Origin of the sequence: Arachnia propionica, from assembly GCF_003932785.1 — a bacterium.
In the GTDB taxonomy this organism is placed as follows: Bacteria; Actinomycetota; Actinomycetes; order Propionibacteriales; family Propionibacteriaceae; genus Arachnia; species Arachnia propionica_B.
Genome location: NZ_RQYT01000006.1, coordinates 61,854 through 77,316, shown reverse-complemented (window position 1 = coordinate 77,316; position 15,463 = coordinate 61,854). Strand labels below are relative to the sequence as shown.

At 68.1% G+C, this 15,463-nt stretch carries 11 protein-coding genes and 1 tRNA gene; 4 read left to right on the top strand and 8 right to left on the bottom strand.

The genetic code is table 11. The features are described 5' to 3' along the window. Positions 1–73, top strand: a tRNA-Ala gene (locus tag EII35_RS04680). A 137-nt stretch (positions 74–210) separates the two neighbouring features. On the opposite strand, the gene EII35_RS04675 is transcribed toward EII35_RS04680, so the two are convergent. After that, positions 211–3,456, bottom strand: coding sequence for an NACHT domain-containing protein (locus EII35_RS04675; RefSeq protein ID WP_125227308.1), 3,246 nt, complete (start codon positions 3,454–3,456; stop codon positions 211–213). A gap of 918 nt (positions 3,457–4,374) precedes the next feature. Here EII35_RS04675 and EII35_RS04670 point away from each other — a divergent pair. Together EII35_RS04670 and EII35_RS04665 are read left to right on the top strand one after the other, a co-directional pair. Next, positions 4,375–4,959: a dienelactone hydrolase family protein gene (locus tag EII35_RS04670; protein ID WP_125227307.1), complete on the top strand. Its 585-nt coding sequence runs from the start codon at positions 4,375–4,377 to the stop codon at positions 4,957–4,959. A 472-nt stretch (positions 4,960–5,431) separates the two neighbouring features. Further along, complete coding sequence (locus tag EII35_RS04665; RefSeq protein WP_185744166.1) at positions 5,432–5,986, top strand: NADPH-dependent FMN reductase; 555 nt, start codon at positions 5,432–5,434, stop codon at positions 5,984–5,986. Positions 5,987–6,091: 105 nt separating this feature from the next. Here the strand turns inward: EII35_RS04665 and EII35_RS04660 are convergent, their stop codons facing one another. The 4 genes from EII35_RS04660 to EII35_RS04645 all read right to left on the bottom strand — a co-directional run bounded on the left by EII35_RS04660 (position 6,092) and on the right by EII35_RS04645 (position 9,714). Beyond that, positions 6,092–6,913, bottom strand: coding sequence for a Nif3-like dinuclear metal center hexameric protein (locus EII35_RS04660; protein ID WP_125227305.1), 822 nt, complete (start codon positions 6,911–6,913; stop codon positions 6,092–6,094). 206 nt (positions 6,914–7,119) lie between these two features. Further along, a complete protein-coding gene (locus EII35_RS04655) occupies positions 7,120–7,938 on the bottom strand; it encodes an ABC transporter permease (RefSeq protein ID WP_125227304.1) in 819 nt (272 codons plus the stop codon). Next, positions 7,931–8,728, bottom strand: coding sequence for an ABC transporter permease (locus EII35_RS04650; RefSeq protein ID WP_125227303.1), 798 nt, complete (start codon positions 8,726–8,728; stop codon positions 7,931–7,933). Before EII35_RS04650 ends, EII35_RS04655 begins: the two co-directional genes overlap by 8 nt. After that, positions 8,725–9,714, bottom strand: a complete 990-nt coding sequence (locus EII35_RS04645; protein ID WP_260465011.1) for an ABC transporter ATP-binding protein — start codon at positions 9,712–9,714, stop codon at positions 8,725–8,727. The genes EII35_RS04650 and EII35_RS04645 overlap by 4 nt, the downstream gene beginning before the upstream one ends. Positions 9,715–9,787: 73 nt before the next feature. Here EII35_RS04645 and clcA point away from each other — a divergent pair, with 73 nt between their 5' ends. Continuing rightward, positions 9,788–11,182, top strand: a complete 1,395-nt coding sequence (gene clcA / locus EII35_RS04640; RefSeq protein ID WP_125227301.1) for a H(+)/Cl(-) exchange transporter ClcA — start codon at positions 9,788–9,790, stop codon at positions 11,180–11,182. On the opposite strand, the gene EII35_RS04635 is transcribed toward clcA, so the two are convergent. Genes EII35_RS04635 through EII35_RS04625 form a run of 3 tightly spaced genes read right to left on the bottom strand, consistent with a single transcriptional unit; the run spans position 11,165 to position 15,437 of the window. Beyond that, positions 11,165–12,799, bottom strand: a complete 1,635-nt coding sequence (locus tag EII35_RS04635) for an amino acid ABC transporter ATP-binding/permease protein (protein ID WP_125227300.1) — start codon at positions 12,797–12,799, stop codon at positions 11,165–11,167. The two genes, clcA and EII35_RS04635, sit on opposite strands and share 18 nt — an antisense overlap. Continuing rightward, entirely contained in the window at positions 12,796–14,445 is a 1,650-nt protein-coding gene (locus EII35_RS04630) for an ATP-binding cassette domain-containing protein (RefSeq protein WP_125227299.1), read from the bottom strand. The genes EII35_RS04635 and EII35_RS04630 overlap by 4 nt, the downstream gene beginning before the upstream one ends. Then, positions 14,442–15,437: an ABC transporter substrate-binding protein gene (locus EII35_RS04625; RefSeq protein WP_125227298.1), complete on the bottom strand. Its 996-nt coding sequence runs from the start codon at positions 15,435–15,437 to the stop codon at positions 14,442–14,444. The genes EII35_RS04630 and EII35_RS04625 overlap by 4 nt, the downstream gene beginning before the upstream one ends. Positions 15,438–15,463: the final 26 nt, after the last annotated feature.

Here is a 15,463-nt window from a genome sequence, read left to right as displayed (position 1 = left end):
GGGGCTATGGCGCAGTTGGTAGCGCGCTTCCATGGCATGGAAGAGGTCAGGGGTTCGAATCCCCTTAGCTCCACAGATAATCACAGCTTTCAACGCCACAGGGTGAATGTTCAATGGCTCGGCAGCCGCTTACATGGCGACACCCTGTTTGGATCGGCGCTGATGTCAGTCTGGACCCCGTTGCGATGCGGACGGTATTCCCAACTTAGCTCAACGTTGCTCAGGCTCATCAGCATCATCAATGGACCGTAAGGCCCGCAGCCAAGCACGGACTGGTGTGATCCGACGAAGAAACGCCAAGAGAGCGTGGATCTGCTCAGAGCTCAAATCTGTGGTGTGAAGGGTGTCGAGGATGAGGGTGCGGGTGTGGGTTTGTTGATCCTCGGTGGGGTCGAGTTGCACCAAGGCTTCGATGAGGAAGTGACGGATGGACGGGTGGGTGGTGGTGGGGAGGGTGTCGAGGATGAAGGTGCGGGTGTGGGTTCGCTCCATCTCGGTGGGGTCGAGTTGCACCAGGGCTTTGATGAGGCGGGCGTGGTCCCACGGGTCGGTGGTGGTGGGGAGGGTGTCGAGGATGAAGGTGAGGGTGTGGGTTCGTTGATCCTCGGTGGGGTCGAGTTGCGCCAGGGCTTCGATGAGGCGGGCGAGGGTCCACGGGTCGGTGGTGGTGGGGAGGGTGTCGAGGATGTGTGCGCGGGCTTGGGTTCGTTCCATCTCGGTGGGGGCGAGTTGCGCCAGGGCTTCGATGAGGCGGTCGAGGTCCCACGGGTCGGTGGCGGTGGGGAGGGTGTCGAGGATGTGTGCGCGGGTTTGGGTTTGCTGATTGTCGGTGGGGTCGAGTTGCGCCAGGGCTTCGATGAGGCGGTCGAGGTCCCACGGGTCGCTGGCGGCGGGGAGGGTGTCGAGGATGTGTGCGCGGGCTTGGGCTCGTTGATCCTCGGTGGGGTCGAGTTGCGCCAGGGCTTCGATGAGGCGGGCGAGGGTCCACGGGTCGGTGGCGGTGGGGAGGGTGTCGAGGATGTGTGCGCGGGCTTGGGTTCGTTCCTTCTCGGTGGGGTCGAGTTGCGCCAGGGCTTCGATGAGGCGGGCGAGGGTCCACGGGTTGGTGGTGGGGAGGGTGTCGAGGATGAGGGTGCGGGTGTGGGTTCGTTCCTTCTCGGTGGGGGCGAGTTGCACCAGGGCTTCGATGAGCCGGGCGCGGTCCCGCGGGTTGGTGGTGGGGAGGGTGTCGAGGATGTGTGCGCGGGCTTGGGCTCGTTGATCCTCGGTGGGGTCGAGTTGCGCCAGGGCTTCGATGAGGCGGGCGAGGTCCCACGGGTCGGTGGCGGTGGGGAGGGTGTCGAGGATGTGTGCACGGGCTTTGGCTTTTTCGGTGTTGGTGGGGTCGAGTTTCACCAGGGCTTCGATCAGCGGGCCGCGGCCCCACGGGTTGGTGATGGCGGTGATGGCGTTGCGGATTGTTTCAACACAAGCTGCGTTCGAGGAGGTCCACTGGGCGGAAGCGGTGATCAGATCCGGGTGTCGGATCGCGAGGTGCTTTCGTAGATCATGGATGAGATCACAGCTTTCTCCGGTCCAGTCCTCGGGGTCGGTTTGTCCCGCCGCCTGAAGCAGAAGCTCTTCGAGGCGGGTGCTGATGACTTTCTGAACCGGTGAGGGGTTGTCCTTGTGGTGGCGCCAGAGTCGTTTCGCGAGCTTGCTGCGTTCAGGGTGAGTGGCGATGGCCATGGGGACTGTGACCTGCCAGTCTGGGTCGAACCAGACGTGGGGGAGCAGTGCCTCGGCAGCCTCCTTGGGTGTGAGGGTGGCGATGTGTTCAGCGACCAGGTGTTCCCACAGGGTGCGGTGCAGGAATCGACGCTCGACCCTGTCTCGGGTGAACGTGTGTTCGGCCGGGTACTGCTGTTTGGGGGCCACGTGGTCAAGGGCCCTAGGCAAGTTCACTTCTTGTTCGGTCGTGAAGGTGTCGGGCCACGCCCCCAGTCCGAAGGACGTTACTGCGTCCTTGACCCCCTCCCAGGCCCACCGTTGCAATGTGGCGCGACAAGCCGACAAGTCGATGCCTTGTTCCGGGTCCTTTGCCCATCGCCCGGTGAACAGGAGGTCGATGATGCGGGAATACAGCTCTCGTGTGCGGCGTGGTAGCTTGTCGCCTGGTTGCTGCTCCGTGAGCATGCAGTAGAAGGTCAACAGCAGGGGGCTGGGCGCGGTGGCGCGGAGTTCCTGCCTTTCTTCCAACTGCCGGATGAGGTGTTGCGCTAAGGAGGGCTCGTGGTCAAACCATGCGCTCACGTAGGAGTTAACGTCCTCGGGGTAGCGCAGCTCGGTGAGGGTTCCGACTCGGGTGTCCTTTTCGTTGCGGAGGTTCGGGGCGGCGCTGTGCCATGCCTCCGGTCGTGACGTGATCACGAGCCTGCGCCCGCTTGGGTGTGTCAAAGAGGTGAGCAGAGTCCTAGCGGTGCTGGTCGGGACGCCCTCGTCCAAGGAGTCCGCCACCGCCAGCACCGGGGTTCCTGGCCGTAGGACGAGTCGGCGGAGCCTGCCCTTGGATTCGCCGGGGAGTGCCGCCTCCACCAAGCCTTCGAAGCCGGTGCTGTGCCGTCCCGCCCACCTCGCCACAGTGGTGAACAGGGGGATTTCAACCGAGGTCGGTTCCACCCGCGGATCCCGCAGTTGGAGCAGGGCGGTCTCGGCGGCCTCGCGAACGAGGCGCTGCGCCAGCCAGGTCTTGCCCGAACCGGGGCCGCCCAGCACCGTCAGCAGCGACACACCCTCCAAGGCCTCCGCGGCAGACATGCGTGTGTGTTCATGCTTGATCTCCAGCGTCCGCTCCAGTTGCGAGGGTTTGCGGCCGTTGAGCCAAGGGGAGAGATCCCACAGGGGGATCTGCTCCTCGAGGTAGGCGATCAGTTCCTGTCTGTCCGCCACGCCCAGCAGGTCGTTCCGCAGCTGGTCGAAGCTGGTGCGCAGTTCCTGGCGGACAGCATGGATCGCGGCCAGGATCACGCCTCCCTCAGCCCTGAGGGCCGGACAGATCACGGAGTAGGTGGCCCGTATGGCGCGCTCCGCGACGGCGTGCTCGTCCTCCGTGCCCCAGTAGCTGTCGCGTTGCCGGATCTGCTTGAGCACGGTCTCTGCGACTCGCGTCGGATCGAAATCCACCTCAGCGATCAGGTCGTACTGGCAGCCCGCCGCCTGGACATAGTGGACCGCCCAGGCGAGACCGCGTTCGGTGATCTCCTCGTCGAGCCCTTCACCCCTGGCCCAATCGGTGATGGCGACCTGGACCCGATCCCGCAGCTCTCGCTCCTTCGAACCCTTGGCCCAAGCTCCTTGGAGCAGCTTCACCAACTCCTTGGCGGCGGTCACGCCGACCGGCCCCAACGGGCCACTCAGGGCGCTGACCGCAACTGTGGCCAACGCGGTCACCAACTCGGACCGCTTCACCAAGGCCATGACCCCCACCTCCCAACCGGAACCCGCGTAGCGTCGTCAGTGCTCCCTGTCGAGGCTCAGGCTAATGGCAGGTTCAGGGTGGGCGCTGGTTCTCGCCTGAACTGCGACTTCGTGTTGACCGCGGGACAAGGATCACTGGGAGCCAGCGTAGTTCTGAGGATGCCTGACTGCCTCGAACGCGTCACGAGAGCGGCGGGACCGGGGTCGCTCGCTGCACGTTCACCCTCAGCCAGGGCGGTCGGGGACGCCAGGGTCTGTCCACAGCTGGTGCTGATGGCAGCGCCAGTTTCGGATCGACTACCTCTTGTGGCTGTCCTCCTGAGCTCCTTCGTGGTTGTCGCACTCTAGAGTGCGAATTTCGCACTCTGGTGGTTCTCTGGTCGCCAAGAGGGTACGCGTCAGTCGTCCTTCAGCCCACGGCGTTGGTCCCTGGGCCGCGGGTTGTCCCGGACAGCATGTGCGTGATCCTGTTCTGCTTGCCGCTGCTCACACTGGGGCCGGAGCCTGCGTCAGACCCTTGTCGAGACCTCCTTGGGATTCCCGCTCAACTTGAGTTCCAGCACCGTGTGCCAGAGGTCTCGACACGGACGACTCGCTGACGCTCGCGGTCCGGCTCGACCAGCGGGAGAGTGAGCTTTTCTGGGTGAGCTGCACCTTGGGTTGATCCGGTCCGGCTCGACCAGCGGAAAAGAAGGTCGTGAATGAAACCTTCAGTATTGGCCGTGGTGGAACTACTCGAGTGCATCGTCCTTGGTGGCTGGCCGGTCTGCTCGATGCCAGTGCGTGCGGGGCCTCGCTGTGGTGGCGAGACCATCCGCGCGCCCTGGCTGAAGTCGATGTTCCCGGGCTGGGGCGTAGCTGGGCCCCGGATCGCAGTGGCGATGGCGATCGTCCGCAATGGCCATTAGCGTGGAGTTCATGACCACGATCGTGCTGTTTCACCATGTCCTCGGCCTGACCCGAGGTGTGACCGCGCTCGCCAGTGCTCTCCGTGAACAGGGGATGTCCGTGGTGACCCCGGACCTGTTCGACGGCAGGACCTTCGACGAACTCGGCCCCGGTCTGGCCCACGCCAACCAGCTCGGCGACGAGGAACTGCTCCGTCGAGCCGAACAGGCGTGCGCCGGATTGCCCACCGACGTCGTCTATGGCGGATTCTCGTTGGGCGTCCTCCCGGCCCAGCACCTGCTCCAGACCCGGCCCGGAGCCTCCGGGGGAGTTCTCCTGCACTCGTTCTTCGACCCGAGCCAGCTTCGGGGATCCTGGCCGCAGGACTGCCCCGTTGATGTGTTCGGTATGGACCGCGACCCGTTCTTCGTGGGCGACGGGGACCTGGATGCGGCACGGTCGTGGCAGCGCGGACACGACAACCTCCACATCCACCTGTACCCGGGCGAGGGCCACCTGTTCATGGAGCCGTCCTTGCCGGACCACGATGAGCAGGTGGCCCGGCAGGTGACACGAGACCTGGTCACAGTCCTGGCAGCCATGGGGCGTCAGTGACACCGCGCAGCGACGCTCCGGCAGGCCATCGCACGGTCGCGCCGAGTGCCTGATTCACCGACTCGACGACGCATCCGAAAGCTGCACTCACCCCGCGTCGCCGACGAACCCGTGCGCAGCCATCCGCGCGCCCTGTTCAGGCTCGGGTCGACACGTGTCCGCTGCTCACACCGGGTCCGGAGCCTGCGGAGGGCCGGTGTCGAGACCTCCTTGAGACTCCGCTCAACTCGAGTTCCAGCACCGTGTGCCAGAGGTCTCGACACGGACGACTCGCTGACGCTCGCGGTCCGGCTCGACCAACGGAGCAGAGAGCACCTTGGGCTGCGTCGCGGAGGGTGTCGCGATGTGGGCTGACCGCAAGGCCGGTGTGGCCCGGAGGTCACGGGAACGGACTCGCTTCGGATCGTGCCGCTCCCGTCGGCCGTTGGGGCTATCAGCTATCTTGGTTGTAATTTCAATCAAAGGAGTGGACATGAGTGACAACCGCGTGCGGGTCCTCGCGCTGGTGGGGAGCCTTCGGCAGGATTCGGTGAACCGGAAACTGGCGTTGCTCGCCCAGCAGGGAGCCGCCGACCTGGCCGAGATCGAGATCTTCGAGGACCTCAAGGGCATCCCGCCCTTCGACGAGGACGACGAGGCTCAGGTTCCGGAGGCCGTCAAGGCCCTGTGGGCCCGGATTGAGGCTGCCGACGCCGTGCTCGTCGTCACGCCGGAGTACAACAGCTCCGTGCCCGGGCAGTTGAAGAACGTCATCGACTGGGCCTCGCGCCCCTTCGCCACCAACCCGCTGCGTGGCAAGAACGTCGCCGTCGTCGGGGCCAGCCCCGGTGGAGGTGGTGCCCGTTCCTCGATCGCAGATGCTCAGCGCATCCTCACCCGGGCCGGGGCGACGGTGATCGAGGAGACCTTCTCGGTGGCCCGGGCCTATCAGCAACTCGACGATTCAGGGGCGCTCAGCAACCCGGAGATCAAGGACGGGGTGGTTGCTGTCGTGGCCGCCCTGGCCTCGCGGAGTCGCACCCGCTGAGGTGCCCTCCGGGGCTCGGGGCGTGATCCCACGGGGTCACGCCCCGAACTGCTTCCGCCGGGGCATGCTGCCGTGCGTGGGCCGAGGCTGACCGCTGCGACGGGGTCACCGTCGAAGACGGTGAGGGCTCGGTACGCGGAAGGTCCAGGGATCCGTGCATCGCGTGGAGACGGTGACCGCCAGGTGCGGACGCAGCACCTCCGCACAGCGTGCCAGCCACGGCCATTCGCTGGCCCAGTGGGACAGGTCGATGAGGTAGGGGCGGCCGTTGCCGACGTGCTCCCGGGCCTCGCTGGCCGGGTGATGACGCAGGTCCGCCGTGACGTAGACATCGGCCGCGCTCGCGCGCACCGCGTCGAAGAGGGAGTCGCCGGCCCCGCTGCACAGCGCCACCGTCGTGACCTCCGCGTCGGCCGGGCCGCTCACCCGGATTCCCTGGGCCGTGGCGGGCAGCCGCTCGGCCAGCCGCTCCGCCAGCTGACGGAGCGTGCAGGAAGCCTCCAGCTCGCCGACCCGACCGATGCCCCAGTCGTCGTCACCCGACTGCAGCGGCCGCAGCCGGGTGAGCCCCATCAACTCCGCCAGGGCGTCATTGACACCACCCCGTGCGGCGTCGGCATTCGTGTGTGCCGTGTACAGCGCGATCCCGGCCCGCACGAGCCGGTGCAGGACCCGACCCTTCGCCGTGTCGGCAGCGATGCTGTGCACCCCTCGCAGCAGCAGCGGATGATGGACGATGAGCAGGTCCACGCCCAGCTCGATCGCCTCGTCCACCACCGTCTCGACGGGGTCCACCGCCAGCAGGGCCGAACGCACCTGCTGCTCCGGGTCCCCACACACCAGGCCGACGGCGTCCCAGCTCTCGGCCGTCCCCGGAGGGTAGGTCTCATCCAGCAGGGCCCTGACATCGCGCAGCGTTGAAGTCATGGCAGCAGCTTAGAGGGCGCGCGGATAGGCGAAATCTACTGCGGCCGCCCCGGTGACCCCCTGGCTGCGTTGCCCTCCTCGAACGCACGATCCAGTGCGCTCCTCGTCGTCCGCCTTGCCAAGAGGCCACCATGACGATCCTCGTCACGATCCCCCTATCCGCGCACCCTCTCAGGCCGACCCCGTCCGGGTGGGTGGGGGACCGGTCAGGCTCCCGGGCTCGTGTAGTGGCGGGACATTCGCTGGAAGAGGACCACGGCCAGCGGGAAGAGCATCCAGCCGAGCAGTGGCGACGACCACACCACCACATCCGGCAGCGGTATCTCGCGTGCGCGTCCCAACAGTGCCGCGGTCGGCAGGTAGGCGATGAACCCCAGCGGCAGCACCAGCGTCAAGGTCAGCAGCCCCACCGGGCCGAAGATCGTCAGCGGGTAGATCCCAAAGGTGGTGATCAGCCTGTCCGCCTGGTTCTGCAGGCCGCGGACCGACCCGGCGCGAAAGGCCAGCGACGCGATCGTCACCTGGATCGCCGCCTCCACCAGCCCACCGCCGACGACCGCGGCCAACACGTAGCCGATCCGCCACCACGTCCACTCCACCGGCGAGGCGACGGCGAAGCCGACCAACGCGACGAGCCCCAGCACCCCGTCACCGACGGTGAGGATGTTGAAACGCCGCGTCACCACCTGAAGGAACGCAGGAACGGGTCGTAACAGCAGCAGATCGAACTCTCCGTCGTGGATGAGCCGCGAGGTGTCGAGCAGTGCGCCGAACGGCATCACGTAACAGGCGTGCGCCGCCAGCCGGATCCCCACCATCAACCCCAGCTCCGCGAGCCCCCAGCCGTCGATCACCCCGAAGCTGTTGAGCAGCAGCACCAGGAACAGCACATGGATGCCCTGATAGGTGAGACCCCCGATGAACCCCATGAACAGATTGGCACGGTACTGCGCCTGGGCGCGCACCGTCGCTCGCTCCAGCACCCACCACGCCCGCAGCGCCGACGGCAGTCGTCGTTCAGCCACCCAGCACCACCACCTTGCGTTCCGCACGGCGCCACACGACCAGCAGCAGCGCCCCGACCACGACGATCCAGCCGAGCTGGGCCAGGATCGCCAGCCACATCCGGACCCCGGAGACCTGACCGAAATAGATGGCCAGGGGAGTGAACATCTGCGCCCGGAACGGCAGCCAGTCCAGCACCGTCGCCACCCAGCCGGGCATGAACCACAGCGGGATCAGCGCCCCGGACAACAGCGCGGAACCGAGCCGGTACAGCATGAGGTAGCCGCCGATCTCCAACGACCAGAAGCAGGCCAGCGACATCAGCAGATTCATCAGCAGCGCGAGCACCACCCCCAGCGCTGTCGCGACCAGCCACGGCACGACGACGGCGGCTGCGGGTGGCAGGGACAGCGCGCCGATCGCGATGGCCCACACGATGCCGATCGTGGCCATGGGTAGCTGAGCCAGGAAGGTGCCGATGTTCTGTGCCAGGACCTGGGGGATCAGCCCGACCGGTCGGGTCATGTCCACCCCCACCTGCCCACTGCGCACCCGATCATTGAGCGACGAGAACTGCCACGGCATCAGTGCCACCTGGATGGAGCCCGCCAGCACCGCGTAACTCACCGCCTGATCGACACCGATGCCACGGATCCGATCCGCACCGCCGTAGACACTGCGCCACACCACGCTGAGCAACCACACCTGCAGCAGCAACCCCAGCACGGCCGTCACCACGTCGACGCGATACACCCAGGTGCTCCGGAACGCCGCTCGCGCCGGAGCCCGCAACGCGGCCCACCGGCTCACGCCCGACGCTCCGCGTAGATGCGGGCGACGACGTCGCTGAGGCTCGCCTCGCCGACGGTCAGGTCAGCAACCTCCCACCGGGAGGTCACCGCCGCGATGAGCTGTGGGGTCGTCACCACGGCGGGATCGTGGGAGAGCACAGCCGCGCCGTCGACGACGCTCGTGGTGGCCTCGGGGATGCGGATCCGGGCGGGATCGACCCCCGGTGCCGGGGTGACGGTGAGGGTGCGTTCCTTCACCCACCGGCTCCGAAGCCTCGTGAGGGACCCGTCGAAGAGCACCCGACCCTGGTCGATCATGATGACACGCGGACACAGGGCCTCCACGTCGTCCATGTCATGGGTGGTCAGCAGCAGTGTGGTGCCGAGTTCCCGGTTGATCTCGGCGATGAACTCCCGGATCCGTCGCTTCGCCACCACGTCGAGACCGACGGTGGGCTCATCCAGGTAGACGACCTTCGGCTGGTGCAGCAACGCTGCGGTGAGGTCGCCGCGCATCCGCTGCCCCAAGGACAGGAACCGCACCGGGGTGTCGAGGAAGTCCGCCATGTCGAGCAGCTCGGTGAACATGCCGAGCCGCCGACGGTAATCGCCCTCCGACACCCCGTACAGGTCGCGGATGACCTCGAAGGAGTCCCGCAGCGGCAGGTCGTACCACAGCTGGCTGCGCTGCCCGAACACCGCGCCCATACTGGCGGCCACGGCTCGGCGGTCCCGCCACGGCGTCCGGCCCGCCACCGTCACCTGCCCCGAGGTCGGGACCAGGATTCCGGTCAGCATCTTGATGGTCGTCGATTTTCCGGCGCCGTTGCTGCCGAGGTATCCGACGAGTTCACCGGCGTCGATGTCGAAGGACACGTCCTCGACGGCCACCTTCGTCACCCGCCGTCGGGAGAACAATCGCCTGATCGAGGCGAACCGCCCGTGGAACTCAGCCGGTCGGACGAACTCCTTGCGCAGCTGCTGGACATGGATCAACGGGGTCACTGGGCCAGCATAGGGGAACGCAGACGCCCAGGACTTGGCCCGGAACCGTCCACGGTGGTGGGATGAGAACGCGATGTCCAGGAATGTGCATGAGGATCTGGCCCGACGATGGCTCTCCAAGGTTCCCAACCCGTGGAAACGACGCACCCGCGACATCTCCCACGAACTGATCCTCATCGGATTGGCAGCCCTCGTCGGTATGGGCACCGGAGTGGTGACCGCGCTGTTCCGTCGCGCCCTGGAGTTCCTGGGGGAACACCGACTCCGGCTGGCGCACTGGGCCCAGCAGAACCTCCTGCTCGGGCTGCCCCTCCACCTCGGCATCTCCGTGGCCGGCGCGGCCTTCGCGGCCTGGCTGGTGCACCGGGTCGAACCCCACGCCGAGGGCTCCGGCATCCCACGGGTGGAGGGCATCGTTGCGGGGCGGATTCCTCCGGGACGACGACGAATCCTCCCCGTGAAGTTCCTCGGCGGCCTCGCCTCCATCGGTTCCGGACTCGTCCTCGGCAGGGAGGGACCCAGCGTCCAGATGGGGGCCACGGTCGCCACGGGTGTGGCCTCCCTGTCCCGCCGCACCGACGCCGACATGCGCACCCTCGTCGCCGCCGGGGCGGGGGCAGGACTGACGACGGCCTTCGCCGCGCCGATCGCCGGGAGCATCTTCATCCTCGAGGAACTGCTGAAGAAGTTCGACCACCGGGTCGGTCTCGCCGCGCTCGTCGCCACCGGCAGCGGGTACGCGGTCTCCCGGCTCATCCTCGGCCCGGGGACCGAGTTCGTGGTCCCCGCCCTCGACGACCCCCACCTGCGGCACCTACCCGTCGTCCTGCTGGTCGGGATCGTCACCGGTCTCGTGGGGGTCCTGTACAACCGGGTCATCATAGGTTTCCTCAGGCAGGCGGATGTCAGCCACATCCCCGTCGTGGTGAGGGCCGCCCTCATCGGGCTCGTCGTGGGGGTCGCCGGGCTGCTGGCCCCGCACCTCATGGGAGGCGGACACGACCTCACCCAGGCCGCCCTCCTGGGGCAGGGGACCCTGCTCGCGGTGACGCTCATGCTCGTGGCGAGGTTCTTCCTCGGCGCTTTGTCCTACGCCGCCTGCACTCCCGGCGGACTGTTCGCCCCCACACTCGTCCTCGGCGCGAACGTGGGACTCGTCGTCGGCCTCATCGGTCGTCAGGTCGCTCCTCATCTGGTGCCCGAACCGGCAGCTCTGGCCCTCATCGGCATGGCCTCCTTGTTCGCCGCAACGGTGCGAGCACCGGTCACCGGGATCGTGCTGGCGATGGAGATGAGCGGCTCCGCCGTGCTCCTGGCCCCGATGCTGGGAGCCAGTGCGGCGGCCATGTTCATCGCACTGGTGATGAGGTGTGACCCGATCTACGACCAGCTGACGGAGCGATCCGTCTGGCGCACCCGGGCCAACGTCGCGAGGGGAACGACCACCGGGTCACGGCAGCGGGAGTGACCGGCACTCGGCGGGGTCGACCCTGACGACGGTGTCCATGCCTGTCAGGGCGGCGTCCCGGTGCGCGATGACGATGAGGGTTCCCCGCCACTGACCCAACAGCCGCTCCATGATCTCTGCCTGGGTGATCGCATCCTGGTGGGACGTGGCCTCGTCGAGGACGAGCACCCGTGGTCTCCCGACGATCGCCCTCGCCAGCGCCAGTCGTTGCGCCTGACCTCCCGACAGCCGCGTCCCGAACTCGCCGAGGACGGTGTCCAACCCGTCCGGCCATTCCGCGAGGTCCCGGTCCAGACAGGCCAGACGGCAGGCGTGCTCCAGATCCGCCGCCTCCGCATCCGGCCTGGTCAGGAGCAGGTTGCTCCGAACCGTCCCGGACAACAGGACCCCACGCTGGTCCGTGACCCGCACCAGCCGTCGCACTTCCTCCAGGTCGAGGCGCCGCAGGTCGACGCCCCCGAGACACACCTGCCCGGCCTGCGGGTCGAAGGTGCGGGTCAGCAGGTGGGCGACGGTCGACTTGCCGGCCCCCGAGGGGCCGACGATCCCAACCCGCCCACCATCGGGGACGCGCAGGGAGAAGCCGTCGAGCACATCACGCTCGGTCCCCGGGTACCGGAAGGACACATCCCGCAGCTCGATGTCCGAGCGGCCCGAGGGGGCGACCGGGTCGGCGGGGGAGAGCACCTCCGGCGTGATTCGGGAGACCTCCGCCAGACGCCCGGCTGCGGTGAGGGCCGACGGCAGGGAACGCGCCAACCGTTCCACCGACGCCAGGGCGGGGGCGATCCCGGGCACCAGCGCGATCGGGACCAGGACTGCTGGGACCTCGGCCACCGCCAGCAGGGCGAGGATCGTCGCACCCTGCCACAGCATGGCGAGTGCGCTCCTCGATGCCTTCGCCCGGCCACCCAGCATGACCGCGCGCCCCACCTCGGCCTCCGCCCGCTGTGCGACGCGAAGCCGCCACCGTTCACCTCGATGGGAGACGATCTCGTCGCGCCCGGCGACGTCGTCGCTCATGTGTTGGGCCAGTACGGACCGGGCCGAGGAGGCATGCAGCGACGCACGGCGCGATGCCCGTGCCCCCAGCCAGGGCACGACGACACCACCGAGGAGAAAGCCGATCGCGAGCACGACGGCGACGGCCCCACCCCCGACCCAGCCCCCGACGAGCACGCCCGTGACAGGGAGGACGACGGCGGTGATCGTCGGGGCGATGGTGTGCGCGTAGAACACCTCCAAGGCATTGACCTCGTCGTTGGCGAGGGTCAGGAGGTCTCCCGATCCTCGTGCAGTGGTGATCGCGGGGGCAAGGGGGACCAGGTCGTCGTAGAGCCTGATCCGCAACCGGGCCTGGGTCCGGAAGGCTGCCAGATGCCCCAGGACCTGCTCCCCGTACCGGGCGACGGCCTTCGTCGCTGCCACCACGAGGAGCACCAGGCCGACCGTGACGACATCCGGTCGGCTCCCGGAGGTCAGCAGCCACGCGGGCCAGGCAAGCAGGGCCGCCCCGCAGGAGAGGTTCAGGATGCGCAGCAGCGTCGAGCCCGTGAGCACCCAGAACTCGGGACGTGCCTGCCTGGTCAGTTCGAGCGCGAGTCCCCATCGGTTCATGCCTGCTCCAATCTCGTCGCCGTCCGGAAGTAGCCCTCATCGGCCATCAGTTCCGCCACCGTCGCCACCCGGGGTGGCTCATCCATGACCAGCACCTGATCGGCGCCGTGGAGGGTTGCGAGCCGATGCGCGATCTGCACCACCGTCGTGGTCGGCAGCAACCCGGCGATCACCTCGCCCAGCATGGTGGAGTTGTGGCGGTCGAGATCGGCCGTCGGTTCATCGAGGATGAGGACCCGGGGACGGCTCATGAGGGCCCTGGCCAGGCCGAGACGACGGATCTGTCCCCCGGACAACCCGTGACCGGCCTCGCCGAGACGGGTCTCGATGCCCTCGGGAAGCTCGGCGAGGAGCCGAACCCGATCCAGGACCTCGCGAAGCTCCGCGTCGGTGGCATTCGAGGCTCCGAGGCGGAGGTTGTCCGCCACCGTTCCGGCGAAGACATGGGGACGCTGGGTGAGGGTCGTGACCGCCTGGAGCAGGTCCTCCTTCGTCGTGGGCCGCCCGTCGAGCAGCACCTGGCCGGTCACGGGCAACAGTCCTTGGAGCACCAGCGCGAGGGAGGTCTTGCCCGCCCCCGTCGGTCCCACGACACCGAGCATGGTTCCCGCCGGCACGGTGAGGTCGAGGTCCTCGACGACGAGTTGCTCACCTCGCCGGATGGTGACGCCTCGCAACTCCAGTTCCCCGGGACCGTCGTCGACCCGTCCGGGCGAGTTCGGGGTCACGGTTGCGAGCTCGTTCAGCCGCTCGAGCAGCGGTCGACCGCCGCGGCCGACGTAGAAGGTGCGTCCCAGGGAATCGATGGGCTCGTAGAGCTGCACCGCCAGCAGGACACCCGCGGTCACCTCGCCGACGCTCAACGTTCCTGCCGAGTGGTCATGCCACAGCCATGCCAGCATGACGGTGACGAGTCCGGCGGAGAACAGCAGATCGTTGACGATGATCATGAGCTGGTCCTTGCGGAGCATCCGGAACATGGTGCCCGCCAGGAGGTCGGCCCCCTCCTCGAGAACCTGCCTGCCATGCCGTGTCGCGCCGAGCAGCCGCAGCAGCCCCAGGCAGCGCAGCACCTCCTGGAAGCCACCCGCCACCGTCGCACTGATGCGGCGGTACTGGCCGGAGGAACTGCGGAACACCGTCCCGAAGGCGATCGTCACGGCAGGAACCGCCAGGACGAGCACGGCCAGGACGAGACCCAGCCAGGGGTCCAGAGTTGAAGCGATCACGGCCACGACGATGAGCGGGGCGGACAGGGCGGCGAAGGTCGGGCCCAGGAACTCGGCTCGGTAGTTCGCCGCTCCGGCCGCGGACTCGGTCAGGAGGGCCACCGTTCCACCGGTGCGAGGACCTTCAGGGGTGGGTGCTCCCGGTCGTCCCGCGCCTGCCCACCAGCCGATCAGGGCCGCCCGTCGGAGTCGACTCTCCTCGGTGACATGGATCCGGGCTGTGCGGACCTCGGCGAACCAGACGGTGGCGGCGGCCACGACCAGCGCTGCCACCGCCGTCCACCACCATCCGGAACCACGGGCGTCGATGATCGCCCCCACGGCCACGGCGACCAGGGCCAGCGCCGCCGTGCGCACCCAGTAGCCGATGATGATCGGCCACGCGGAGGACGGCAGGTCCCGCCAGAACGAGATCACTGGGCGAGCAACTCGGAGATCGCCACGAGCCCCTTGGTGATGTGGGGCCCGCCGGACGCGGAGACATGGTCGCCGGGGAGGAGGTGGACACGTTGCTGCTTGATCGCCGGAACCTCGGCCAGGGCCGGGTTGGCGAGCAACTCGTCAAAGGGAGCACTGCCCTTGCCCTGGAAGTCCTCGATGAGGATGACGTCAGGGGCGGTCGCGGCCAGCGTCTCGACGTCGATCGGCACCGCAGCCTCCCAGCCCTTCTCGGCCGCCACCACGGCGGCTCCCGCCTGGGCGGCGAGCAGGGTGAGGGTGGTGCGCTGACCGGTGGTCATGATCTTGTCCCCACGGGTCATGAGCCCCAGCACCCGGGGCTTGGTTGTCAGCCGTGCCGCATTCGCCGCGGCCGTGGCCACGTCCGTCTCCATCTCGGAGACCACACGCATGGCCGCCTCCGGCTCCCCCAGCAGCGCGCCGAGGGTGGTGATGGTCGCCATCATCGCCTTCGGTCCGGCGAACTCCTTCGGGGTGAGGACCACCGCCGGGACCCCGGCGCTCGTGAGCATCCCGGCGACGTCCTTCTCCTCGTCGTGGCGGGCGGTGACGATGACCAGATCCGGGGACAGCGACAGCAACTGTTCGGGATCGGCGGCCTTGTTGCCCAGCTTGTGCTGGACCGGGGCCGCCGCCTCCGCGTAGGGCCCGTGGACCGCGGTCTCCGGGATGGCCAGGAGGCTGGTGGGGGCGATGGCCAGCACCAGCGCCGCCGCGTCCCCGGAGGCAGCGGCGACGGCCTTCGGTTTGGCGCTGACGGTGACCGGGGAGGAGCCGATCGTGACGGTCATCGGGTAGGCGGCGGGTGCACCTGATGTCGCCGCGCTGCTGCCTTCCGTGGCAGAGGGCGCCGGGGATGACGGGGAGGGGGCCGTGGCCGGGGTGGTTGCCGCGCAACCGGCGAGCGGGAGCAGGGAGCCGAGGAGGAGTCCTCGTCGGGTCAGCTTCATGGGCTTGTCCTTTCCAGGTGGAGGGT